General features: G+C 70.1%; 21 protein-coding genes and 1 pseudogene. 12 read left to right on the forward strand and 10 right to left on the reverse strand.

The annotated features are described in order from the left end of the window. Positions 1-52: 52 nt before the first annotated feature. Entirely contained in the window at positions 53-475 is a 423-nt protein-coding gene (locus ABD236_RS27855; protein ID WP_344078217.1) for a GlcG/HbpS family heme-binding protein, read from the forward strand. A 60-nt stretch (positions 476-535) separates the two neighbouring features. Here ABD236_RS27855 and ABD236_RS27860 read toward each other — a convergent pair whose 3' ends face one another. Beyond that, entirely contained in the window at positions 536-1387 is an 852-nt protein-coding gene (locus ABD236_RS27860; protein WP_344078219.1) for a GNAT family N-acetyltransferase, read from the reverse strand. Between the two features lie 224 nt (positions 1388-1611). Here ABD236_RS27860 and ABD236_RS27865 point away from each other — a divergent pair, with 224 nt between their 5' ends. Further along, complete coding sequence (locus ABD236_RS27865) at positions 1612-2247, forward strand: HAD family hydrolase (protein ID WP_344078221.1); 636 nt, start codon at positions 1612-1614, stop codon at positions 2245-2247. Positions 2248-2385: 138 nt separating this feature from the next. Next, the gene (locus ABD236_RS27870) at positions 2386-3531 is read left to right on the forward strand and encodes a globin domain-containing protein (protein WP_425543971.1); all 1146 of its coding nucleotides are present in this window, start codon (positions 2386-2388) and stop codon (positions 3529-3531) included. Between the two features lie 35 nt (positions 3532-3566). Here ABD236_RS27870 and ABD236_RS27875 read toward each other — a convergent pair whose 3' ends face one another. The 4 genes from ABD236_RS27875 to ABD236_RS27890 all read right to left on the reverse strand — a co-directional run bounded on the left by ABD236_RS27875 (position 3567) and on the right by ABD236_RS27890 (position 6712). Then, positions 3567-4049, reverse strand: coding sequence for an NUDIX domain-containing protein (locus ABD236_RS27875; RefSeq protein WP_344078223.1), 483 nt, complete (start codon positions 4047-4049; stop codon positions 3567-3569). Positions 4050-4088: 39 nt separating this feature from the next. Next, complete coding sequence (locus ABD236_RS27880; protein ID WP_344078225.1) at positions 4089-4985, reverse strand: LysR family transcriptional regulator; 897 nt, start codon at positions 4983-4985, stop codon at positions 4089-4091. Positions 4986-5174: 189 nt separating this feature from the next. After that, positions 5175-6323 carry a cystathionine gamma-lyase gene (locus tag ABD236_RS27885; protein WP_344078227.1) on the reverse strand — a complete coding sequence of 383 codons (1149 nt, stop codon included), beginning with the start codon at positions 6321-6323 and terminating at the stop codon, positions 5175-5177. An 11-nt stretch (positions 6324-6334) separates the two neighbouring features. Further along, complete coding sequence (locus tag ABD236_RS27890; protein WP_344078229.1) at positions 6335-6712, reverse strand: phage holin family protein; 378 nt, start codon at positions 6710-6712, stop codon at positions 6335-6337. A 50-nt stretch (positions 6713-6762) separates the two neighbouring features. On the opposite strand from ABD236_RS27890, the gene ABD236_RS27895 reads away from it, so the two are divergent. The 4 genes from ABD236_RS27895 (at position 6763) to ABD236_RS27910 (ending at position 8937) form a co-directional block, all read left to right on the forward strand. Further along, positions 6763-7080, forward strand: coding sequence for a cupin domain-containing protein (locus ABD236_RS27895; protein WP_067162214.1), 318 nt, complete (start codon positions 6763-6765; stop codon positions 7078-7080). Positions 7081-7230: 150 nt separating this feature from the next. Further along, a complete protein-coding gene (locus tag ABD236_RS27900; protein ID WP_344078233.1) occupies positions 7231-7449 on the forward strand; it encodes a DUF5326 family protein in 219 nt (72 codons plus the stop codon). Between the two features lie 186 nt (positions 7450-7635). Continuing rightward, positions 7636-8406, forward strand: a complete 771-nt coding sequence (locus tag ABD236_RS27905; protein WP_344078235.1) for an IclR family transcriptional regulator — start codon at positions 7636-7638, stop codon at positions 8404-8406. Between the two features lie 93 nt (positions 8407-8499). Further along, positions 8500-8937: an SsgA family sporulation/cell division regulator gene (locus tag ABD236_RS27910; RefSeq protein WP_344078238.1), complete on the forward strand. Its 438-nt coding sequence runs from the start codon at positions 8500-8502 to the stop codon at positions 8935-8937. 94 nt (positions 8938-9031) lie between these two features. Here ABD236_RS27910 and ABD236_RS27915 read toward each other — a convergent pair whose 3' ends face one another. Further along, positions 9032-10366, reverse strand: coding sequence for a YibE/F family protein (locus ABD236_RS27915; RefSeq protein ID WP_344078240.1), 1335 nt, complete (start codon positions 10364-10366; stop codon positions 9032-9034). 198 nt (positions 10367-10564) lie between these two features. On the opposite strand from ABD236_RS27915, the gene thiC reads away from it, so the two are divergent. Continuing rightward, the gene (gene thiC, locus ABD236_RS27920; RefSeq protein WP_344078242.1) at positions 10565-12343 is read left to right on the forward strand and encodes a phosphomethylpyrimidine synthase ThiC; all 1779 of its coding nucleotides are present in this window, start codon (positions 10565-10567) and stop codon (positions 12341-12343) included. A 171-nt stretch (positions 12344-12514) separates the two neighbouring features. On the opposite strand, the gene ABD236_RS27925 is transcribed toward thiC, so the two are convergent. The 3 genes and pseudogenes from ABD236_RS27925 to ABD236_RS27935 form a co-directional block, all read right to left on the reverse strand. Beyond that, positions 12515-13360, reverse strand: coding sequence for a hypothetical protein (locus ABD236_RS27925; protein WP_344078244.1), 846 nt, complete (start codon positions 13358-13360; stop codon positions 12515-12517). Positions 13361-13533: 173 nt separating this feature from the next. Continuing rightward, the gene (locus ABD236_RS27930) at positions 13534-14703 is read right to left on the reverse strand and encodes a metallophosphoesterase (protein WP_425543978.1); all 1170 of its coding nucleotides are present in this window, start codon (positions 14701-14703) and stop codon (positions 13534-13536) included. A gap of 232 nt (positions 14704-14935) precedes the next feature. Then, positions 14936-16042 (reverse strand): annotated as a pseudogene (locus ABD236_RS27935) (LacI family DNA-binding transcriptional regulator); the annotation flags it as partial. 405 nt (positions 16043-16447) lie between these two features. Here ABD236_RS27935 and hisC point away from each other — a divergent pair. Further along, positions 16448-17527: a histidinol-phosphate transaminase gene (hisC, locus tag ABD236_RS27940; RefSeq protein WP_344078246.1), complete on the forward strand. Its 1080-nt coding sequence runs from the start codon at positions 16448-16450 to the stop codon at positions 17525-17527. Positions 17528-17607: 80 nt separating this feature from the next. Here hisC and ABD236_RS27945 read toward each other — a convergent pair whose 3' ends face one another. Further along, positions 17608-17988, reverse strand: a complete 381-nt coding sequence (locus ABD236_RS27945; RefSeq protein WP_344078248.1) for a cyclophilin-like fold protein — start codon at positions 17986-17988, stop codon at positions 17608-17610. Between the two features lie 231 nt (positions 17989-18219). Here ABD236_RS27945 and ABD236_RS27950 point away from each other — a divergent pair, with 231 nt between their 5' ends. The 3 genes from ABD236_RS27950 (at position 18220) to cydD (ending at position 24389) form a co-directional block, all read left to right on the forward strand. Next, entirely contained in the window at positions 18220-19728 is a 1509-nt protein-coding gene (locus ABD236_RS27950) for a cytochrome ubiquinol oxidase subunit I (RefSeq protein ID WP_344078250.1), read from the forward strand. Positions 19729-19746: 18 nt separating this feature from the next. Then, positions 19747-20748, forward strand: a complete 1002-nt coding sequence (gene cydB, locus ABD236_RS27955; protein WP_344078252.1) for a cytochrome d ubiquinol oxidase subunit II — start codon at positions 19747-19749, stop codon at positions 20746-20748. Between the two features lie 122 nt (positions 20749-20870). Continuing rightward, positions 20871-24389: a thiol reductant ABC exporter subunit CydD gene (gene cydD / locus ABD236_RS27960; protein ID WP_425543972.1), complete on the forward strand. Its 3519-nt coding sequence runs from the start codon at positions 20871-20873 to the stop codon at positions 24387-24389. The last annotated feature ends 33 nt before the right edge of the window (positions 24390-24422 follow it).

Genomic DNA, 24422 nt, shown 5'->3' on the forward strand with positions numbered 1-24422 from the left:
CACTCCGGTCACCCTGACCGGCCGCTCTGACCCACCAAGGAGTTCACCCCTCATGAGCACCACCACCGCTGTCGCCCCGCTCACCATCCAGGACGCCGAAGCCCTCGTGGAGGCCGCCCGGGCCGCGGCCGAGCATGCCGGGGCCACGGTAGCCGTCACCGTCCTCGACGCGGGCGGCCATCTGCTGGCCTTCCGTCGCGACGACCGCGCCGTACTGATCGCGGGCGAGACCAGCACGCGCAAGGCGTACACCGCCCTCCAGCTCGGCGCCCCGACCGCCGACCTCGTCGACGCGGTCCAGCCCGGCGGGCCCTTCCACACCCTGCCGACCGCGCTCGACCGGCCGCTGCTCTTCATCGCGGGCGGCGTCCCGGTCCACCGTGACGGCCGGCTGGTCGGAGCGATCGGCGTGGGCGGCGGCTCCCCCGAGCAGGACCATGGCTTCGCCACGGAGGCCGTCCAGCGCCTCGTCTGAACCATGGGCATGCCTCGACGCCGTACGGCAGGCCACAGTTCCGCCGTACGGTCGGCAGGCTCAGCCCGCGGCGACCGTCAGCGGGGCGAAGCGGCGGGTCCAGTCACCGGGCAGGCCCGGGATGGCGCGGGTCATGACGGCGTTGAAGGCGATCGGTTCCAGACCGCTCGCCTTCAGCCAGTCGAGCAGCTCCTCGTGGCGTACGTCGATGTCGGTGCGCAGCGGGCGGTCCGTACCCGCGGCGAGCGAGGCCACCAGGGCCTTCGCGGTCTCGGTGTCGCGCGCCACCAGCGGGCCCACGACATGGGTCTCCATGTTCGGCCAGGCCGCCGCGTAGCCGATGAGGCCCCCCGAGTCCTCAGCGACGCGCAGCTGGTCCGCGAAGGCCGGCAGCCGGGTGATCACATGCGTGCGGTCACGGCCGAAGACCTCGGCGTCCAATCGCAGCAGGGCGGGCAGGTCCTCGGCGGTCGCCGGGCGGGTCGCCACGGTGGGCGCGGGGCCCGAAGGGCGGAAGTGGCCACGGATCATCTCCGCGCGGCCGGTGGTCTCGAAGCCCAGCTGCTCGTAGAGCGGCTGCCCGTAGGGCGTGGCGTGCAGCGTGACGGGCCGCTCGCCCAGCTCCGCCAGGACGTGCCGCATCAGCCGCCGGCCCACGCCCTGCCGCGCGTACTTCTCGGCCACCAGCACCATGCCGATCGCGGCCAGATCCTCGTACGAGGTGACTACGCAGGCCGTGACCAGCCCTTTCCCGTCCGGGTCATCGACTCCATAGCCCTTTCCCGCTGTGAGGAGCAGGCCCCACTTGTGCTCCTCGCGCGGCCAGCCGCGGTTTTCGGAGAGGTCGGCGCAGGAAACGAGGTCGTCAATGGTCAGACGGCGGATCGGGAGCTCGTCGAGCGGTGAGGGCATGGAGATCAGGCTGTCCGATGAACCCGTACCGCGTCCACCGTTTTCCGGATACAGCACGTTGCTTTCGGCCACGCTCTGTCAGTCTTCGCCCGGATGTTTCACGTGAAACAGGGAACGGCACGGCCAAAGCGCTGTTTCACGTGAAACATGGAAGCCCTGGACGCCCACGGAACCGGCGGGTGCCCGACGCTCCGGCATGGCCACGGGTACTAGCCTCGGCGTACATGGCGAGACTTCATCTCTTCGACCTCGACGGGACCCTCATCAGGGGCTCCGCAGCGCCGGTCGAGATATCCCGGCAGCTCGGGCTGCTGGAGGAGGTCGGCGAGCTGGAGCGGGAGCTCTCCGCCGGTCTGATCGGACCGCCCGAGTACGCGGTCCGGGTCCACCGGCTCTGGTCGGGGCTGACGCGGGAGCATGTGACGGCCGCCTTCGTCTCGGCCCCCTGGCTCGCCGGGATCCAGGAGGTGTGGCGGGAGATCCGGGAGGGCGGTGACTACTGCGCGGTGATCTCGCTCTCGCCGTCGTTCTTCGTCGAGCGGCTGCTGGAGTGGGGAGCCCACGCCGCGCACGGCTCCGTCTTCCCCGAAGTGCCCTTCACCCGGCCCGTCGACCCGGCGGGGATCCTCAGCTCCGCCGCCAAGGTCACGGTCGCCGAGCGGCTGCGCGCCGAGTTCGGGGTGAGCCGGGCGGACTGTGTCGCCTACGGAGATTCCCTGTCTGACGTGGACCTTTTCGCCGCGGTGCCCGTCTCGGTCGCCGTCAACGCCGACCGTCATCTCGCCGGAAAGGCCACCCACACCTACTCCGGGGGCGACCTCCGTGAGGCCTACGCGCTGGCACAGATCAGACGAGCCTAGGGGAATGCGGGTTCGGATACCCGGGATTCCTGCGATTTGTCCTCGCGGGGCCGCGGAACCTGACATGCTCCGATACGGGAGGGACGGGACTCCCGGACGTCGGTAACTGCGGCCAGAAGTTCGAGGCGAGACAAAGGGATGAACGCTCCGACCAACACGTCGACCGACGCTGTGCTGATACGCCGCACACTCGCGGAGATCGCACCGTTAGCGGACAAGGTCACGTCGTACTTCTACGCACTGCTTTTCCTGGGCGATCCGGAGCTGCGCACGCTCTTTCCGGCAGCCATGGACACCCAGCGGGACCGGTTGCTCAAGGCGCTGCTCACAGCGGCCGAGCAGTTGGAGAACACCGCCGCACTCACTGAATATCTTCGCCAACTGGGCCGGGGCCACCGTAAGTACGGGACCCGGCCCGAGCACTACCCGGGCGTCGGCGAGGCCCTCATCGGGGCGCTGAGCCGGTACGCCGTGAAGACGTGGGACGAGCCCACACAGGCCGCCTGGGTCCGGGCGTACACGACGATGTCGCAGATCATGATCGACGCGGCCGACGAGGACGAGCGGCGCCAACCGGCCTGGTGGTACGCCGAGGTCGTCTCGCACGATCTGCGGACCCCGGACATCGCGGTGGTCACGCTCCGCCCCGACCAGCCGTACCCCTTTCTGGCCGGGCAGTACACGACGCTGGAGACGCCCTGGTGGCCCAGGGTCTGGCGGCACTACTCGCTGGCCTCCGCGCCCCGGTCCGACGGACTGCTGTCGCTGCACGTCAAGGCGGTGCCGGCCGGCTGGGTCTCGGGCGCGCTGGTCCACCGCGCCCGCCCCGGGGACACCCTGCGCCTGGGGGCGCCCGCCGGGTCGATGGTGGTCGACCACTCCACGGACAACGGGCTGCTGTGTCTGGGCGGCGGCACCGGCATAGCGCCCATCAAGGCGCTGGTCGAGGACGTCGCCCGGTACGGCGAGCGGCGGCCCGTCGAGGTGTTCTACGGCGCCCGCAGCAACCACGACCTCTATGACATCGACACCCTGATGCGGCTCCAGCAGGCGCACTCCTGGCTGTCGGTGCGGCCGGTGGTCTCGGGCGGCCCCGGCCGGGGGCTGGGCGGGCGCCTGCCGGACGCGGTGCGTGAGTACGGGCCGTGGAACTCCTACGACGCCTATGTCTCCGGGCCGCCCGGGATGATCCGCAGCGGGGTGACCACCCTGCGGGACATCGGGATCCCCTCCGACCGCATCCGGCATGACTCCGTGGAGGAGCTCGTCGCGGCGAACGGCTGAGGCCGCACGCCGACGGTCACGCGCCCGGCGGGGGATCAGCCCAGGTCGGGCGCGTGCATCGCGCGGACACCCTCGATGTTGCCGTCGAGGTAGTGCCGCAGCGACAGCGGCACGAGGTGGACGGAGGCGATACCCACGCGGGTGAAGGGGATCCTGACGATCTCGTACTCGCCGCAGGGCTCGTCCACCTCGGGGCCGTGCCGCAGGGACGGGTCCATGGAGTCGAGCCGGCAGACGAAGAAGTGCTGCACCTTCACGCCGGTCGCCCCGCCGTCGGCGCCGATGTGCTCGACGGTGTCGACGAAGCAGGGCACCACATCGGTGATCTTGGCGCCGAGCTCCTCGTGCACCTCGCGGTGCAGGGCCTCGACGACGGTGGAGTCCTCCGGCTCGACGCCGCCGCCGGGGGTGAGCCAGTAGGGATCCATGCCGGGCTTGGTGCGCTTGATCAGAATCAGGTCGTCGCCGTCCAGGAGGACGGCTCGTGCGGTGCGCTTGACCACAGGTCGGACGGTCATGGGAGGAATGTGGCCCGTGGCGGAGCCCGCGAAACTCCCTCAGCTCCAGTCGACCGCGGCACGCAGCAGCCACTCCCGCGCCCGCGCGATGTGCGGCAGGGCGAGCGTGCCGGTGCGCACCGCCAGGAAGTACGTGCGCAGCGGTGGCACCGGGGGGTCGAGCAGCGCCACGAGCTCGCCCCGCTCCAGCGCCCCCTCGCACAGATAGCGCGGCAGTACGGCCAGGCCGGCGCCCGCCGTCACCGTCTCCAGGACCGCCCGCAGGTCGGGCGCGACCACCGTGCCCGCGGCGGCCGGCTTGGTGTCGAATACCTCGGCCCAGTAGCGCGAGACGAACGGGAGCGACTCGTGCACCTCCACCACCGGAATGTGCTCCAGTACGCCGGGGCCGCCGCGCCGTAGCGCCCCCGGCGCGACCCGCGAGGCCCAGCGCACCCCCGCCACCAGGACGTGCTCCTCGTCGCAGAGCGGCGTCGCGCAGAGCAGCCGGCCGCGCGGGCGGGCGGTGGCGATGGCCAGGTCGTGGTGGCCCGCGGCCAGGCCCTCCAGGGTCTCCTCGGCGGTGCCGAAGGCGGCCCGCAGGGCGATCCCCTGCGGGACGAGCGAGGTCAGCGCGGGCAGCGCGCGCAGTGAGGTGAACTCCGGCGGCCCGGCGAGGTGCAGGGTGCGCAGGCCCGACTCGTCGTACGAGCCGGACTCGGCTATCTCGACCAGCGCGTCCAGGTGCGGGGCGGCCCGCTGGGCCAGTTCGTCGCCGACGGTCGTCGGGGTCACCCCGCGCGCCTGGCGCAGGAACAACGGGCGCCCCAACTGCCGCTCCAGCGTGCGTATCTGGCTGGTCACGGCGGGCTGTGAGAGGCCGAGCAGGGCCGCGGCCCTGGTGAAGGAGCCCGCGCGGTGGACGGTGACGAACGTCCGCAGCAGGGCGAGGTCCATGGGTGCCCTCCCGTCCCGAAGTGCCTCATGACGTCCCCGGCCGGACACAACTATAAATATGTCGATAGGTCTCTGTCGCTACCGTGATTGGACACTGACACAGAGTCAACTAGCCTTGTGGACACGGTTCTTCGCGCGTGGAACCGGAGGCGGTCCGAGCCATGAGGGGGGAGGCTCGGACCGCCCGTCTCAGGTCCGGGCGGCTTCGTCCAGCGCCCGCAGCACGTCGGCCACGAGGTCCGCGGTGTCCTCGGCCCCGGCCGAGAGGCGGATGAACCCCTCCGCGACCTTGTCGCCGCCCCAGCGGCCGCGCCGCTCGGCCGTGGAGCGCACCCCGCCGAAGCTCGTGGCGTCGTCCACCAGCCGCAGCGCCGCGAGGAACCGCTCCGCGTGCCCGCGGTCGGGCAGGTCGAAGGAGACGACGAAGCCGAAGCGGCGCATCTGGGCGGCGGCCTGCCGGTGCGCGGGATCGGTCGGCAGGCCGGGGTGGCGGAGGCCGCTCACCTCGGGGCGCCGCGCCAGCGTTTCGGCGACGGCCAGCGCGTTCGCCGACTGCCGGTCCGCGCGCAGCTGGAGCGTGGCCAGCGAGCGGTGCGCCAGCCAGGCCTCCATCGGGCCGGGGATCGCCCCGACGACCTTGCGCCACTTGCGTACGCGCGCGGCGAGCTCGGGATCCCGGCAGACCACATAGCCGAGCAGCAGATCGCCGTGGCCGGTGAGGCCCTTGGTGCCGCTGGCCACCGCGAAGTCCGCGCCGAGCTCCAGCGGGCGCTGGCCCAGCGGGGTCGCCAGGGTGTTGTCGACCGCGACCAGCGCGCCCGTGTCGTGGGCGGCCCTCGCCAGCCGCCGGATGTCGCAGACGTCCAGGCCCGGGTTGGAGGGCGACTCGATCCACAGGAGGGCCGCGCCCTCCAGGACGCTCAGCTGGGCGTCGGCCGCGGTCGGCGCGGTGCGCACCTCGACCCCGTACGCGGCGAGTTGCTCGCGCACCAGGGGCAGCGCCTGGTAGCCGTCGTCCGGCAGGACCACGGCGTCGCCCACGCGCGCGTGGGAGAGCAGGACGGCCGAGACCGCCGCCATGCCGGAGGCGAACACGACCGCCTCGGCGGGCGCCTCGGGGGACTCCAGTTCGGCGAGGGCGCGCTCCAGATGGGTCCACGTCGGATTGGTGTCCCGGCCGTAGGTGTACGGACCCGCCGCCTCACCCGGCAGGTGGAAGTGCGCGGCGAACACCGGCCCCGGCAGCGAGGGTTCGTACGCCACCGGGTCCGGGAGGCCGGCCCGCACCGCTCGGGTGCCGTCGCCCGCTTCCGGGGAAGGGTTCGCGACCGAGGTCATCCGCGCTCTCCTCAGTCCTCGTCGGGCAGGACGACGTTCAGCGCCCAGGACACGATCGAGATGATCAGGCCGCCCAGGAGAGCGGTCCAGAAGCCCTCGACATGGAAGGTGAGATCGAGCTTTCCGGCCAGCCAGGAGGTGAGCAGCAGCATCAGTGCGTTGATCACAAAGGTGATGAGGCCGAGCGTGAGGATGAACAGCGGGAAGGAGAGGACCTTCACGACCGGCTTGACGATGAAGTTCACCACGCCGAAGAGCAGCGCGACGAGAATGAGTGTCAGGGCCTTCTTGCCGGTGCTGTCACCGGTGAGCGTGATGTCCTTGACCAGCCAGATGGCCACGGCCAGGGCTCCCGCGTTGGCGAGCGTCTTGACTACGAAATTCTTCATGTGTCTGATCGTGGCAGACGTGATCGGTACCAGTGCAGGGGCGGACGGCGATGAAGCAATTCCGGCTTGACGAACTCGAGGCGGAGCGCGCCGCCAACGACGGCGCGTACCTGCAGTTTCTGCGGGAAAGGAACATGTCGGCCGGGCTCTACGCGCTCGACGCGGGCGACCAGGACCCGCAGAAGCCGCACGCCCAGGACGAGATCTACTTCGTGGTGAGCGGCCGGGCGTCCATCACGGTCGGTCTGGAGACCACCGAGGTGGCGCGGGGCAGCGTCGTCTATGTGCCGGCGGGGGTGGCCCACCGCTTCCACCACATCGCCGAGGATCTGCGGGTTCTGGTCGTCTTCTCTCCACCTGAGAGCTGACGGCGACCCCGGGTCTCCCTAGGGGTCCGGTCAGGGGAGATCAAGGGCTGCGAGGGCCCCGTTCGCAGACCCGCGCCCCTAGCATCGAGGGTGTCGAAGGCAGCAGCCCAAGACTTCGGGACACTCACCAGCACGAAAGAGGTAGGGACGATGGCCGCACGGGAGATATTCACGGGGATGCCCTGGTGGGTGAAGTGGGTCGCCGTGCCCGTCATCGCCCTGGTCGTATTCGGCGGTCTCATCGCCAGCGTGGTGGGCTTCCTGTTCGGTCTGCTCTTCAAGGTGCTGATCTTCGTGGCCCTGGTCGGCGGTCTCATCTACGTCGTACGGCGGTTCATGTCGTCGTCCTCCTCGCGCGGCGACTGGTAGTCACGGGAATTCCGTACGGGCGCGCGCTGCCGCAAAGGCACAGCGCTCGTACAGAACACCCCAGGATTAGCCCGGCTGAGGGATGCCTGAGCCAAACCCCTCATGGCGCCACAGGGGGCCGTTATGGTGAAAACCTCTGCTGCCTCCGGCGGGCCCCTTGCCCGTCAGCACGCCTGGGGGTGACCTGTGGCCACGGCTGCGAACGCCGGTGTCCCAACCCTGATCGGTTCGGTCCAGCGGGCGCTGCGCCTGCTGGAGGCCGTGGGAGCACACACGGACGGCGCTCCTGCCAAACAGCTGGCCCGGGAGGCCGGGCTGCCGCTGCCCACCGCGTACCACCTGCTGCGCACCCTCACCCACGAGGGCTATCTGCGCAGGGAGAACGGCGTCTTCGTGTTCGGTGAGGCGGCCGAGCGGCTGGCGGACGGTGGAGCGCTGCAGAATCGTCGCACCAAGATCAGCAAGTCGCTGGCGGAGTGGCGCGACGCCATCGGGGTGCCGGTCTACTTCGCGGTCTACCGCGAGGGTGAGATCGAGATCGCCGGGGTGGCCGACACGCCGTCGGCCCCGGCCGTCGAGGAGTGGGCCGACTTCCGCGAGACCGGGCACGCGCACGCCATCGGACAGTGTCTGCTGAGCCAGCTCGACGAGAAGGCCCGCGAGGACCACCTGGACAGACACCCCGTCCGCGCCATCACTCCCTATTCCGTACGGGACCGACGGGCACTCCTGGACCGCCTCGCGGCTACGGAGCGTATGCAACCGGTGGTCGAAAGACAGGAGTATGCCCTCGGCACGGTCTGCGCCGCCATCCCCATCACGGCGGGGTCCAGCGCCGCCACCATGGCCATCTCTCTCCCTCTTCACCAGCAAGAACGCCTGATTCCGGCCATTGAGCAGCTCCGTGGAGAGGTCGGTCGGCTGCTCAGTTCCCTGGCCTTCTCTATCAGTATCTGAAAACTCACTCCTTGTGATCTGCTAGGGCTTCGACCACGATGGCGTCAAGACGGCCAGGGATCATTCCTGGCCATTTCAGCTACAGCGGGGTAGATGATGCGCGAGGTCCTGGCAGAGGTCATGATGAGCTTCCTCGTCTCCGAGGAGCTCTCCTTCAGGATCCCGGTGGAGCTCACCTACCGCGCCGACGATCCGTACGCGGTCCGCATGACCTTCCACCTCCCCGGCGACGAACCCGTGACCTGGACGTTCGGACGGGAACTGCTGCTCGACGGCATCAACTGCCCCACCGGTGACGGCGATGTGCACATCGCGCCCTCGCGCCCCGAGGAGCTCTCCGACGTCCACATCCGGCTCCAGGTGGGGGGCGAGAGGGCGCTGTTCCGGGCCGGGGCCGGGCCCTTGGTGGCCTTCCTCGACCGCACCGACAGGCTCGTACCGCTGGGGCAGGAGCGGGCGTTCGGTGACTTCGACGGACATCTGGACGAGGCGCTCGGACGGATCCTGGCCGAGGAGCAGAACGCGGGCTGAGCGCCGCCCCCTCGTCGCCGCACCGGGTGTTCGCGGCCGTGCCTCTCCCCCGTACGCCGTGGTGTCTTCCCGCGGCGGCTCCTTCTCGCGGTGGTTACTTCTTGCGGCGCCGGCCCCGCCCACCCCGCCTCGGTCCGCCGGACGCCACGGCCGGGCGGTCGGCCGAGACCACCAGGGCGGCGAGGGCGGTGGTCACGGGAACCGAGGCCACCAGACCGATCGAGCCCACGAGCGTCCGGACGATCTCCTCGGCCACCAGTTCGCTGTTGGCCACCGTTCCCACGCTGCTCTGCGCGATGGAGAACAGCAGCAGCAGCGGCAGCGCCGCGCCCGCGTACGCCAGCACCAGGGTGTTGACCACCGACGCGATGTGGTCGCGGCCGATCCGGATGGCCGCCCGGTACAGCCCGCGCGGGCCCATCGCCGGATTCGCCTCGTGCAGCTCCCAGACCGCCGACGTCTGGGTGACCGTCACATCGTCGAGCACACCCAGCGAGCCGATGATCACCCCGGCCAGCAGCAGACCGGACATGTCGATGTCCGGATAGAGCCCGTGGATGAGACCGGTGTTGTCGTCGGTGTTGCCGGTCAGTGAGGCCCAGCCGATGAAGAGCGACCCGAGCAGCCCGATCAGGACGAGCGAGATCAGCGTGCCCAGTACGGCGACGGAGGTACGCGCCGACAGGCCATGGCACATGTACAGCGCGATCAGCATGATCGCGCTCGATCCGACCACCGCCACCAGCAGGGGGTTGGAGCCCTGGAGGATCGCCGGGAGGATGAACAGCGTCAGCACGGCGAACGAGACGACCAGGGCGATGAGCGCCATCACCCCGCGCAGCCGGCCGACGGCCACCACCACGAGGGCGAAGACACCCGCCAGCAGCGCCATCGGGAACCGCCGGTTCACATCGGTCACCGAGTACTGCAGATCGTGCGGAGCGTCGGGGGCGTACGCGACGATCACGCCCTGCCCCTGGTGCAGTTGGCGCGGCGCGTCCGGCTGGACGATCTCGGTGAAGGTGCGGCCCTTCTCGTTGCCGCTGGTCACCTCGATGGTCGCCTTGGCGCACTGGCCCCGCTGGGATGGCTTGGCCGCCTGGCCCTCGGGGTTCGTGGTGTCGCCGCTCGGCGGGGTCTGCCCGGCGTTGACCGTCTTGCAGTCGACCTTCTGGAGGGAGACGACCTTCGCCTGCTGGGTCTGGCGGTCGAAGCCGACGCCGGTGCGCTGATGGGCAGGGGTACCTCCGGGCCACAGCACCGCGAGTCCGACGAGCACCGCCAGCGAGAAGGGGATCAGCACGGCGGCGATCACCTTGCGCAGATGCTTGGAGACGGGCGCCGCGGGACCGTGGCCGTGGGAGTGCCCATGGCCCTGGCCGGGCGGATGTCCGTGGGCGTCTTCGGGTGGCTGCTCTGCTGACGTCACCACCAGATCATCGCAACAACGGCGGGGCCCCTCTGTTCAGCGCGCTGTGGATGACGCTAGCGTGGTGACACCTTTGCACACGCGGGAGCTCGGAGCACCGGGCTGAGAGGGCGCTGAAAGCCGTACGAGCCGTACGGAAGCAGCTGCGCCGACCGCCGAACCTGTTACCGGGTAATGCCGGCGTAGGGAGTAGGTCTCATGACCATTCAGGACGCACGCACGCCTGCCTCGAACCAGAACGAGGCCGGGAAGTCCATCGGCTGGCACAAGGGATACGTCGAGGGCTCGCGCCCCGACCTCCGGGTGCCGGTCCGCCAGGTGCACCTCACCAACGGCAAGGACGTCACGCTGTACGACACGTCCGGGCCGTACACGGACCCGAACATCGAGACGGACGTCCGCCGTGGTCTGGCCCCGCTCCGGGAGAACTGGATCATCGCGCGCGGGGACACCGAGGAGTACGCGGGCCGCCCCGTCCGCCCCGAGGACGACGGCATCAAGCACACCTCGCCGCGCGGCGGCCTGAAGAACCTCGACGCGGTCTTCCCGGGCCGCCCGCGCCAGCCGCGCCGGGGCCGGGGCGGCCAGGCCGTCACCCAGCTCGCGTACGCCCGCCGGGGCGAGATCACCCCGGAGATGGAGTACGTCGCGATCCGCGAGAACGTCTCCCCCGAGGTCGTGCGCGAGGAGATCGCGGCGGGTCGCGCGGTGCTCCCCGCCAACGTGAACCACCCCGAGATCGAGCCGATGATCATCGGCAAGCGGTTCCTGGTGAAGGTCAACGCCAACATCGGCAACTCCGCCGTCACCTCCTCCATCGAGGAGGAGGTGGACAAGATGACGTGGGCCACCCGCTGGGGTGCCGACACGGTCATGGACCTCTCCACCGGCCGCAACATCCACACCACCCGCGAGTGGGTGCTGCGCAACTCCCCCGTCCCGATCGGCACCGTGCCGCTCTACCAGGCACTGGAGAAGGTCGACGGCCGCGCCGAGGAGCTGACCTGGGACATCTACAAGGACACGGTCATCGAGCAGGCCGAGCAGGGCGTCGACTACATGACGGTCCACGCCGGTGTACTGCTGCGGTACGTGCCGCTCACCGCCCGCCGCAAGACCGGCATCGTCTCGCGCGGCGGCTCGATCATGGCCGCCTGGTGCCTGGCGCACCACAAGGAGTCGTTCCTCTACGAGAACTTCGAGGAGCTCTGCGAGATCCTCGCGGCGTACGACGTGACGTACTCCCTGGGCGACGGACTGCGTCCGGGCTCCATCGCGGACGCCAACGACGAGGCGCAGTTCGCCGAGCTGCGCACGCTCGGCGAGCTCAACACGATCGCCAAGCGCCACAACGTCCAGACGATGATCGAGGGCCCGGGCCATGTCCCGATGCACAAGATCAAGGAGAACATCGACCTCCAGCAGGAGATCTGCGAGGAGGCGCCGTTCTACACGCTCGGCCCGCTGACCACCGATGTCGCCCCGGCGTACGACCACATCACCTCGGGTATCGGCGCGGCGATGATCGCCTGGTGGGGCACCGCGATGCTGTGCTACGTCACGCCCAAGGAGCACCTGGGTCTGCCGAACCGCGACGACGTGAAGACGGGCGTCATCACGTACAAGATCGCGGCACACGCGGCCGATCTCGCCAAGGGCCATCCGGGCGCCCAGGAGTGGGACGACGCGCTCTCGGACGCGCGCTTCGAGTTCCGCTGGGAGGACCAGTTCAATCTGGCCCTCGACCCGGACACCGCCCGGGAGTTCCACGACGAGACGCTGCCCGCCGAGCCGGCCAAGACCGCTCACTTCTGCTCGATGTGCGGGCCGAAGTTCTGCTCGATGAAGATCTCGCAGGACATCCGGCGCGAGCACGGCGGGGATCTGGCGGCGGGGGACATCGAGGCCGGAATGGCGGAGAAGTCCAAGGAGTTCGCGGCGGCGGGCAACCGCGTCTATCTGCCGATCGCGGAGTGACGTACGCCTACCGATGTTTCACGTGAAACAGGCGTCCCTGTTTCACGTGAAACATGCGTGGCCGTGGCCTCATCCACGGCCGCGGGCCCAGACGTACTCCTGGTTTCACGTGAAACGGACGGGGCCGCGGGGCCTCGCTGGTTTCACGTGAAACACGTGCCCCGAAGCCGGTCAGTCCGGCTGGTGTTCGGGGCCCCCGAAGTCGGGGCTGGTGAAGTCCGGACTGGTGAAGCTGGGCCGGGTTCCCGTGGAGGACTCGCCCCGGCTGTCGAAGTCGGGCCGGTCGTAGCCGAGGGACGGTATCCGTCCCGCCGAGCGGCGCGAGGACGTGCCCGACCCGGCCCCCGGGTCGGCCAGGGCCTCGCGCAGGAACGGATAGATCCCTCGTTCCACCAGGGCGTGGCGCCATGCCTCACGGGCCCGGGAGACCTCCTGCGCTCTCTCGTCGCCCGCCTCGCCCTCCTCGGGCTCGGCGACGACCTGGGTGGCGCCGTTACGGATCGCGGTGAGCAGAAGGCTGACCGCGGCGGCGAGTATCGCGGCGGCCGTGAGCGCGCCGAAGAACCAGCCCGCGGTCAGTAAAGTGTCGGCGAAGGCGGGCTCGGGGTTGAGCATCTTCAGGATGTAGCCCACCAGCAGGAAGATCGCGGCGGCGGTCCCGGCGAGGACGGGAGCCAGCACCGCGACGACCGCGCCGACGCCCGCACCCGAGGTGGAATCCGGGCTGTCGACCACCGGAGGCGTCATCACCGAGCCGCGTTCCGAGGTGAGCGCGGGGGTGGTGGGCGCGCGCAACTCCTCGCGCACCCTGACGTAGTGGTCGTACTCGGCCGCTGCGGCCGCCGATACCAGTGCACCGGCGTTGAGCACCATGGTGCGCAACTGCTCGGTGTTGAGCCGTACTCCTACACCGGCCAGCTCGGGCCGGTCGGGCGCGGTGCGCAGTGCGTCGTCGAGGATCCGCTCGAACTCCGGGCGGTCCTCGGTCAGCAGGTGCGGAGCGCTGTTCATGTGCATCCCCCGATGCTCCGTAGGGCCGGAAAGCCCGCCTGATGAACGGGCAATCGGGCGGAAACGGAGGAGAGCCTGCTACGGATAAGCCGATGGTAGAGCGGTGACGGCACGGGGTGACAGGGTGTTTCCGAAATCACCTTCGCCGCCGCCCGAGCCGGTGCTTTCCCGATTACGCGTCAGTCATGCAGAGGCAACTGCACGACCAGCAGTTTTCCGGCCATGGTCACCCCACCGTCCATCGCGATGGCGAGGCCGTCCGCGTATACATGCGGGCCCTCCACGACCGGACGGGAGTCTTCCTCACCGTCTTCGGTGCCCACTTCGCCCAGGAGATAGGGAATGGGGCTGTGTCCGTGGACCACCCGCTGTCCGCCGTATGCCGAGAGCAGCTCGCGCGCGGCCTCGGGCCCGGCCTCGTCGCGGAAGGCGAAGCGCTTGGTGAACTTCCGGAACAGGTCCCAGCACTCGTCGGCGTCGTTGCGGGTGAGCATCGCGTGCACGGTGTCGTTGACGGCCTCGATGGAGTCGCCGTACTCCAGGTAGGCGGTGGTGTCGGAGTGCATCAGCAGATGCCCGTCCTCCTGCTCGATCGCGTCGAGGCGGGACATCCACTGGAGGTGGACGTCCTGGAGGCGGTCCATGTCGGCCTTCTGGCCGCCGTTGAGCAGCCAGGCGGCCTGGAAGGTGGCGGTGCCGGCACCGGAGTTGACCGGGGTGTCGCCGAAGCGCTTGGCCCCGATCAGCAGCAGCTCGTGGTTGCCCATGAGGGCCTTGCAGTAGCCGCCGGCCGCCGCGGCCTCGGCCGACAGCCGCATCACCAGGTCGATGACGCCGATGCCGTCGGGGCCCCGGTCGGTGAAGTCGCCGAGGAACCAGAGACGGGCGTTGCCCGCCGCCCAGTTCCCGTCGACGTCGATCAGCCCCTGCTCGCGGAGCGCGGCCAGGAGTTCGTCGAGGTAGCCGTGGACGTCGCCCACGACGAAGAGCGGCCCGAGGCCGTCCGGCAGGGGCGCCGGGGTGGGCTCGCTGGGCACCCGGACCTGCACGGTATCCCCCCGGTTGATCACCGGGAGGTCGCGTGCCGTCGGGGTGTAGCCCTCCGGCTCCCCGTCGTCCGGAAAGGCGTTCCCCGGGTGGATGTCCGAGGGGTACGCCTCCGCCGGGTGCACGGCCGCGGGAGGGTGCGGCTGCGCGGGTGGCGGAGGCATCTCGACAGGTGGGGGCGGCGGGGGGACCTGCGCGGAATGCGCGGGAGCCTGCGCGTACGGAGGCACCCGGAAGTCACGCAACGTCTCCGTCCGCTCGGGTCCCTGACCGGCCCCCTGAGTCATCGACCCCTCCACCACCGTCGCGCCGCCGTACACCGTGAGGTCCCCCTGGTCGGGCGGGGATCCGTGGTGTCGTGCGCCCATCATAGGAATGAGGCTCGTGCTGTGTGACGCACCAGGGGTGGTGAATCCCGGCGCAACCATGGTTCACCGGTTGTTATGTCCCCATTGTGTTGGTCTAGTCCTGGTCCGTATCGCTGTCGGGGCTCCTGTCGGGCACGTTCGGGTCCTGTCCGAGTCCTCTGCGCGGCTCCGCCACGGGGGAGCGCGGGGGACTGACCGTCGTCCGCGGCGACCTGCGCTGCGACGACGTACGGACGATGAGTTCGGTCGGTATCACCTGCTCGATCGGGTGACCGTGGTCGATTCCCTCGATGGCGTCGATGAGCAGTTGGACCACGGCGGTGCCGATACGCCGGGGTTTGAGCGAGAGCGTGGTGATCGGCGGCTCGGTGGTCGCGTACACGGTGGACTCGCTGCAGCAGACGAGCAGCAGGTCCTCGGGCACCCGCAGGCCGTATCTGCGGGCGGCCGCCAGCAGATCGGTGCCGTTGGGGTCGAACAGTCCGTACACGGCGTCGGGCCGGTCCGGGCGGGCGAGCAGCCGGTCGGCCGCGACGGCGCCCGCGCACGGGTCGTGGGCGGGGTAGGACTCGTAGACCGGGTCCTGCCCGACGCGCTCGCACCAGCGCAGATACGCCTCGGTGGAGAGCCGGGTATAGGTGTCGGTGGTGGTGCCGGTGAGGAGGCCGATCCGGCGGGCGCCGGCGGCGGCGAGATGGTCGAGGAGTTCCAGTACGGCGGCCTCGTGGTCGTTGTCGACCCAGGCGGTCACCGGCAGCGAACCCGCCGGGCGGCCGTCGGAGACCACCGGCAGGCCCTGGCGGACCAGTTCGGTGACGACGGGGTCCTGGTCGGAGGGGTCGATCACGACGGTGCCGTCGAGGGCGACGTTCGACCAGACGTCCGCGGGGCTGCGGCGTGAGGTGGCGGGCAGGATGACGAGGGCGTACCCGCGCGCGAGCGCGGCGGATGTCGCGGCCCTCGCCATCTCGGCGAAGTAGGCGAACTCGGTGAAGGTGAAAGGTTCATCCCCGTACGTCGTCACGGTCAGGCCGATGAGGCCGGACTTTCCGGTACGGAGCGTGCGGGCCGCTGCGGATGGGCGATAGCCCAGCCGGTCTGCGACCTCGCGGACGTGGCGGCGGGTGGCGTCGGGGAGCCGGCCCTTGCCGTTGAGCGCGTCGGAGACGGTCGTGATGGAGACACCGGCGGCGGCGGCCACGTCCCGAATGCCCGCCCGCCCCAGCCGGCGACCGGTCGACCGGCTCACCTGGTGCTTCCCTGCTGCTGTCATGGCGAGCCGATAGTAGGGCGAGGCGAGACAGTTGGCCCGGGTGCATATGCACGCGTTGACAGGCACGTTTCTGCATGATCATTGACGGCTAATGACCTTGATTTGCCTGGTAGTTGGACCGAGTCGCGTTGTGGTGGCGGTTGTCGATCGGTGGGCAGCTGCCGAATGCCCGATGTTTCGAAGAGGTCTCAACTCACCTGTACGAGGGATGCGCGCCACCGCGCGAGCCACCGGCGCACGGCTGTGACGGGGAGCGCTCCCCCTCCGGCATGCCCACGTCTCCCGGGGACCGGCCGGGCGGAGGGCGGCCGGATCCGGAGGTTGCCCGTGGCCCTTCGCAGGGACGCCGAATCCTCATAAGGTGAGCAGTATTCGTACGGACGGAACGGTCGAGGAGGACCTGCGGTGAGCGAGACGAGCCCCAAGCTGCGCGCCGAGCTGGACGGCATCCCCACCTACAAGCCCGGCAAGCCCGCCGCGGCCGGCGGCCCGGTCGCGTACAAGCTGTCCTCCAACGAGAACCCGTACCCGCCGCTGCCGGGCGTGATGGAGAGCGCGATCGCCGCCGCCGGGAGCTTCAACCGCTACCCGGACATGGCCTGCACCGGCCTCATGAACGAGCTGGCCGACCGCTTCGGCGTGCCGCTCTCCCACCTCGCCACGGGCACCGGCTCGGTCGGTGTCGCCCAGTCGCTGATCCAGGCCACCTCCGGCCCCGGCGACGAGGTCATCTACGCCTGGCGCTCCTTCGAGGCGTACCCGATCATCACCCAGATCAGCGGGGCGACCTCGGTGAAGGTGCCGCTGACCCCGGGCGATGTGCACGACCTGGACGCGATGGCCGAAGCGATCACCGACCGCACCCGGCTGATCTTCGTCTGCAACCCGAACAACCCGACCGGCACCGTGGTCCGCCGGGCGGAGCTGGAACGATTCCTCGACCGGGTGCCCTCGGACGTGCTGGTGGTCCTGGACGAGGCGTACAAGGAGTTCGTCCGCGACGCCGAGGTGCCGGACGGGCTGGAGATCTACCGCGAGCGCCCGAACGTGGCGGTGCTGCGCACCTTCTCCAAGGCGTACGGGCTCGCCGGGCTCCGGATCGGCTTCGCGGTCGCCCACGAGCCGGTCGCGGCGGCGCTGCGCAAGACGGCCGTCCCCTTCGGCGTCAGCCAGCTCGCCCAGGACGCGGCGGTCGCCTCGCTGCGCGCCGAGGACGAACTGCTCGGCCGGGTCGGCTCGTTGGTGGGCGAGCGCGCCCGGGTGTACGAGGGGCTGGTGGGCCAGGGCTGGACCGTTCCCGAGACGCAGGCGAACTTCGTCTGGCTGCGCCTGGGCGAGCGCACGGTCGAGTTCGCGCAGGCGTGTGAGGCGGCGGGTGTGGTCATCCGGCCGTTCGCGGGCGAGGGCGTACGGGTCACGATCGGCGAGACCGAGGCGAACGACCTGTTCCTGAAGGTGGCCGAGGGCTTCCGCAAGGCGAACTGAGGCTGCCGGGCGGAGCGCCGCCCGACCGGTCCGGGGCCCGGGAGGTGCCCCGGACTTCCGCCTGTGGCCTCGGACAGGCCCTAGGCCGGGTCCTGGAGCCGGTCCACCCGGATCCGGTCGCCGGTGCGGACCGTGGCGAGCAGCCTCGGGTCGCCGTCGATCCGGCCGACGATGTTGCAGGGGCTGGCCAGACGGCATTCGTCGCCGCGCGAGACCGGTGTCGGGCCGTACGGCAGCGCCAGCGCGTCGCCCTCGGTCCAGAACGCCACCGTGCCCGGCTCCACCACCTCGCGCGCGTCCGTCTCCAGCGCGGGGGAGACCGGTGTCTCGAAGTAGACCTCCTCGCCCCAGGTCCGGGCGGTGGAGATGATCGGGAGTGCCCCCGCGAGCGCCGCGCTCGTGGGGGTTTCGTCGAGGGTGGCGGTGAGCTGCCCGCCCGGCCATGAGATCCGTATGCGCATGGGCCGAAATTCAACAAGATGTTGAAGGCGTCGTGAAGGGGTGTCTCAAAGGGTGTCGTCGGCGACTCCCTCGCACAGGGGTACCCCCCGCTTGAAGGTCACGTAGGCGTGTGCGACATAATGCTTGTGAATGTGAACGCGTTCACAAGCGTGTCCCGCTTCGTCCCGGAATCAGTGGGATCAGAGGGGCAAACCGCCACTGTGATCACGGCGATGTAAGGAGATGACGTTGTGAATCTGGCTCTGGCGCCGGAAACACTGGCGCGCTGGCAGTTCGGCATCACTACCGTCTACCACTTCCTCTTCGTCCCGCTCACGATCTCGCTCGCCGCGCTGACGGCCGGGTTGCAGACCGCGTGGGTGCGAACCGAGAACCAGAAGTACCTCAAGGCGACGAAGTTCTGGGGCAAGCTCTTCCTGATCAACATCGCGATGGGCGTGGTCACCGGCATCGTCCAGGAGTTCCAGTTCGGGATGAACTGGTCCGACTACTCGCGGTTCGTGGGTGACATCTTCGGTGCCCCGCTCGCCTTCGAGGCGCTCATCGCCTTCTTCTTCGAGTCCACCTTCATCGGGCTGTGGATCTTCGGCTGGGACAAGCTGCCAAAGAAGATCCATCTGGCCTGCATCTGGATGGTCTCGATCGGCACCATCCTCTCCGCGTACTTCATCCTGGCGGCCAACTCCTGGATGCAGCACCCGGTCGGCTACAAGTACAACAAGGCCACCGGGCGGGCGGAGCTCACCGACTTCTGGCAGGTGCTGACGCAGGACACCACCCTGGTCGTCGTCTTCCACACGCTCACCGCGGCCTTCCTCACCGGTGGCGCGTTCATGGTCGGCGTCTCCGCCATCCACCTGCGCCGCAAGAAGCACATCCCCGTGATGCGCACCTCGCTCCGGCTCGGTCTGGTCACCCTCGTCGTGGGCGGTCTGCTCACGGCCGTCAGCGGTGACCAGCTCGGCAAGGTGATGTTCAAGCAGCAGCCCATGAAGATGGCGGCGGCCGAAGCGCTGTGGGACGGCGAGAAGTCGGCGCCCTTCTCGATATTCGCCTACGGAGACGTGGCCAAGGGCCACAACAGCGTCGAGATCTCGGTCCCGGGCGTGCTCTCCTTCCTCGCCGACAACAACTTCTCCTCGTACGTCCCCGGCATCAACGACGTGAACAAGCAGGAGCAGCAGAAGTACGGGCCCGGGGACTACCGGCCCAACATCCCGGTCACCTTCTGGGGCTTCCGCTGGATGATCGGCTTCGGTATGGCCTCCTTCGCCATCGGAGCCGTGGGCCTCTGGCTCACCCGCAAGAAGTTCCTGCTGGCCCCGGGGCTCAGGACCGGTGACGACGAGGTGCCGCATCTGGTCCTCTTCCGCAACAAGGCGCTCGGCACCCGGCTGACCGGCTGGTACTGGTTCATCGCCATCTGGACGCTCGGCTTCCCGCTGATCGCCAACTCCTGGGGCTGGATCTTCACCGAGATGGGCCGGCAGCCCTGGGTCGTGTACGGCGTGCTGCGCACCAAGGACGCCGTCTCCCCCGGTGTCTCGCAGGGCGAGGTGCTCACCTCGATGATCGTCTTCACTCTGCTCTACGCCGTGCTCGCGGTGATCGAGGTACGGCTGCTCGCGAAGTACGTCAAGGCCGGGCCGCCCGAGCTCAGCGAGTCCGACCTCAACCCGCCCACCAAGATCGGCGGGGACGACCGCGACCCCGACCGGCCGATGGCCTTCTCGTACTGAGGCTGAGGAGACAGAGGCATGGAACTCCACGACGTCTGGTTCGTACTCATCGCCGTCCTGTGGACCGGCTACTTCTTCCTGGAGGGCTTCGACTTCGGAGTCGGCGTCCTCACCAAGCTGCTGGCCCGGAACCGCACCGAGAAGCGGGTCCTGATCAACACGATCGGACCGGTCTGGGACGGCAACGAGGTGTGGCTGCTCACGGCCGGCGGCGCGACCTTCGCCGCCTTCCCCGAGTGGTACGCCACGCTCTTCTCCGGCTTCTATCTGCCGCTGCTGATCATCCTGGTCTGTCTGATCGTGCGCGGTGTGGCCTTCGAGTACCGGGCGAAGCGGCCCGAGGAGAAGTGGCAGCGCAACTGGGAGGAGGCCATCTTCTGGACCTCGCTGATCCCGGCTTTCCTGTGGGGTGTGGCCTTCGGCAACATCGTGCGCGGGGTGAAGATCGACGCGCACAAGGAGTACGTGGGCACCTTCTGGGACCTGCTCAACGTGTACTCGATCCTCGGCGGGCTGGTGACGCTGTTCCTGTTCACCTTCCACGGCTCGGTCTTCACCTCCCTGAAGACCGTCGGGGAGATCCGCGAGCGGTCGAGGGCGCTGGCACTGAAGCTGGGTCTGGTCACGGCCGTCCTGGCGCTTGTGTTCCTGATCTGGACCCAGGTCTCGCGCGGTGACACCAAGAGCCTGGTCGCGATGGTGATCGCGGTCGTCGCCCTGCTCGGGGCGCTCGCAGCGGTCAAGGCAGGCCGCGAAGGCTGGTCGTTCGCCCTGTCGGGCATCACGATCGCCGCCGCCGTGGCGATGCTCTTCCTGACGCTCTTCCCGAACGTCATGCCGTCCTCACTGCACGACGAGTGGAACCTCACGGTCTCCAACGCCTCGTCGAGCCCGTACACCCTGAAGATCATGACGTGGTGCGCGGGTATCGCGACTCCGGTGGTGCTGCTGTACCAGGGCTGGACGTACTGGGTCTTCCGTAAGCGGATCGGCACCCAGCACATCGCCGACGCGCACTGAGTCCGCACGGGGGAGGTGTTTCACGTGAAACATCCCCGCCGACGCGCACCGAGTCCATACGTAGGGGGTGTGTTTCACGTGAAACACACCCCCGCCCCTGGCCTCCTGACCCTGCGAGGGGGATGTTTCACGTGAAACCGATCGACCCGCGACTGTTCCGATACGCCCGGGCCACCCGACTCTTTCTCGCGTCCGTCGTTGCCCTCGGGCTGGTTGGCGCGGGGCTGGTCGTGGCGCAGGCGATGCTCATCGCCGACGTGGTGGTGGGGGCGTTCCAGGACGGCCATGGGGTCGGCGGTCTGCGGACACCGCTGCTGCTGCTCGGGGCGGTGGCGGTCGGACGGGGGCTGGTCTCCTGGCTGACCGAGCTGGCGGCCAACCGGGCGAGCGCGGCGGTCAAGTCGGAGCTGCGCGGGAGGCTGCTGGAGCGGGCCGCGCGGCTGGGACCGGAGTGGTTGAGCGGACAGCGGACCGGGTCGCTGGTCGCGCTGGCGACCCGGGGCGTGGATGCGCTCGACGACTACTTCTCGCGCTATCTCCCGCAGTTGGGGCTCGCCGTCGTGGTGCCGGCGGCGGTGCTCGCCAGGATCCTCACCGAGGACTGGGTGTCGGCGGCGACCATCGTCGTCACCCTGCCGCTCATCCCGCTCTTCATGGCGCTCATCGGCTGGGCCACCCAGGCGCAGACCGACCGCCAGTGGCGCCTTCTCTCCCGGCTGTCCGGCCACTTCCTGGATGTGGTCGCCGGGCTGCCGACGCTCAAGGTGTTCGGCCGGGCCAAGGCGCAGGCGGAGTCGATCCGGACGATCACCTCCGAGTACCGCCGGGCCACGCTGAAGACCCTGCGGATCGCGTTCCTGTCGTCGTTCGCGCTGGAGCTCCTCGCGACGCTGTCGGTAGCGCTGGTGGCCGTCGGTATCGGTATGCGGCTGGTCCACGGCGATCTGGACCTCTACACCGGACTGGTGATCCTGGTCCTCGCTCCCGAGGCGTATCTGCCGCTGCGGCAGGTGGGTGCGCAGTACCACGCGGCGGCGGAGGGGCTCTCGGCCGCCGAGGAGATCTTCGAGGTCCTGGAGACCCCGCTGCCCGAGGGCGGTACGGGCACGGTGCCGTCGGGGCCGGTCCGCATCGAGGTGGACGGAGTGACGGTACGTCATCCAGGCCGCAGCGAACCTTCGTTGGCCACGGCCTCGCTCACGGTGGAGCCGGGCGAGACGGTGGCGCTGACCGGGCCCAGCGGGGTCGGGAAGTCGACTTTTCTCGGCGCGGTCCTCGGCTTCGTGAAGCCGGACGAGGGGCAGGTGCGGATCTCCGGCGCCGATCTGGGCGCGCTCTCGCTGGAGCAGTGGCGCGAGCGGGTCGCCTGGGTGCCCCAGCGGCCGCATCTGTTCGCGGGGACGATCGCGGAGAACGTACGCCTGGCACGGCCGGACGCGGACGACACGGCGGTATGGGAGGCTCTGCGGGGCGCGGGCGCCCTGGAGTTCGTGACCGCGCTGCCCGACGGTCTGGGGACCGAGCTCGGGGAGGGCGGCGCCGGGCTCTCGGCCGGGCAGCGCCAACGGCTGGCGCTGGCAAGGGCGTTCCTCGCCGACCGCCCGGTCCTGCTGCTCGACGAGCCGACGGCGGCGCTGGACGGCGCGACCGAGGCGGGCATCGTCGACGCGGTACGGCGGCTGTCGGCCGGCCGCACGGTCCTGCTGGTGGTCCACCGCCCGGCGCTTCTCGCGGTTGCGGATCGGGTGGTGGAGCTGAGCGCGGCAAAGGGCCTGAGCGGCGGCCCGGTGGCGCCGGTTGCGGGGCGTGGTGAAACGGCCGCCGCATCCCCTGTGGACGTTCCCGGACCTGCTGCTGCGGCCACTGCTTCAGCCCCCGCTGCCTCCCAGGACGTACTGGCCCGAGTGCGGGGCGCCGCCGAGGGCCTGCGTGGCCGTCTCGTCCTGGCGCTGGTGTTGGGAGCGCTGGCGCTCGGGTCGGCTGTCGGTCTGATGGCGGTGTCCGGGTGGCTGATCTCGCGGGTGTCCGAGCAGCCGCCGGTGCTGTATCTGATGGTGGCCGTGACGGCGACCCGGGCGTTCGGCATCGGGCGGGCCGTGTTCCGGTACGCCGAGCGCCTGGTGTCCCACGACGCGGTGCTGCGGATGCTCGCCGAGGTGCGGGTGGCGGTGTACCGCAGGCTGGAGCGGATCGCCCCGGCGGGGCTGCGCACCACACGGCGCGGTGATCTGCTGTCCCGCCTGGTCGCGGACGTCGACCAGCTCCAGGACTACTGGCTGCGCTGGGCGCTGCCCGCCGCCGTCGCCGTAGTGGTCTCGGTGGCGAGTGCCGGGTTCACCGCGTGGCTGCTGCCCGAGGCCGGGGCGGTGCTCGCAGCCGGGCTACTCGTCGCCGGGGTGGCGGTGCCGATGGTCAGTGGCGCGTGCGCGCGCCGGGCCGAGCGCCAACTGTCCTCGGCACGGGGCCTCCTGGCGATCAGGGTGACCGATCTGCTCACCGGTACGGGTGAGTTGACGGTCGCGGGTGCGCTCAGCCGTCGTACGAAGGACGCGAAGGACGCCGACTCGGTGCTCACACGGATCGCGTCGAGGACCGCGGCCGCCACCGCGCTCGGCAGCGGTCTCTCAGCGCTGACCTGCGGGCTGACCGTGGTGGCCGCCGCCCTCGTCGGGGTGCAGGCAGTTGCCGCCGGACGGCTGGACGGGGTCCGGCTCGCCGTCGTGGTCCTGGTGCCGCTCGCCGCCTTCGAGGCCGTCAACGCACTGCCGCTCGCCGCACAGGCGCGCCAGCGCGTCAGGAGAAGCGCGGAGCGGGTGTACGAGGTGCTCGACGCACCTGTCCCCGTACGGGAGCCGGAGCACCCGGCCACCGCCCCCGCGTCGCCCTTCCCCGTGGAGATGCGGGGAATCGCCGCCCGCTACGACGGGCAGACCCGGGACGCGCTGAGCGACTTCACCCTGACGCTCACCCCCGGCAGGCGCGTCGCCGTCGTCGGGCCCTCCGGGTCCGGCAAGACCACGCTCGCCCAGGTGCTGCTGCGCTTCCTGGACGCGCGCGAGGGCACATATCGGATCGGCGGGAAGGACACGGCAGAGCTCGACGGCGACGACGTCCGCCGGCTGGTCGGTCTCTGCGCCCAGGACGCCCACATCTTCGACAGCTCCGTACGGGAGAACCTGCGGCTGGCCCGTACCGGCGCGGACAAGGACGCGATGCGCGATGCGCTGGCGGCGGCCCGGCTGCTCGACTGGGTGGACGGGCTGCCGGACGGCCTCGACACGCTGGTCGGGGAGTACGGCGCCCGGCTGTCGGGCGGTCAGCGCCAGCGGCTCGCGCTGGCCCGTGCGCTCCTTGCCGACTTCCCGGTGCTCGTCCTGGACGAGCCCGCCGAGCACCTGGACCTGGCGACGGCCGACGCGCTCACCGCGGACCTGCTCAGGGCGACGGAGGGCCGGACGACCGTGCTGATCACCCACCGGCTGCGCGGCCTGGAGGCGGTGGACGAGGTGGTGGTCCTCTCCGAGGGCCGGGTCGTGCAGCGCGGGGCGTACGACGATCTCGCCCTGGTCGACGGGGAACTGCGGCGGATGCTGGAGCGTGAGCGCGACAGCGACCTTCTCCAGGAGGCCCACCCGGCATGAGGCCGGTGCACGGGTTCCTCTCGCGCGCCCGTC

The sequence above is a fragment of the Streptomyces crystallinus genome (assembly GCF_039521265.1).
Lineage (GTDB): Bacteria > Actinomycetota > Actinomycetes > Streptomycetales > Streptomycetaceae > Streptomyces > Streptomyces crystallinus.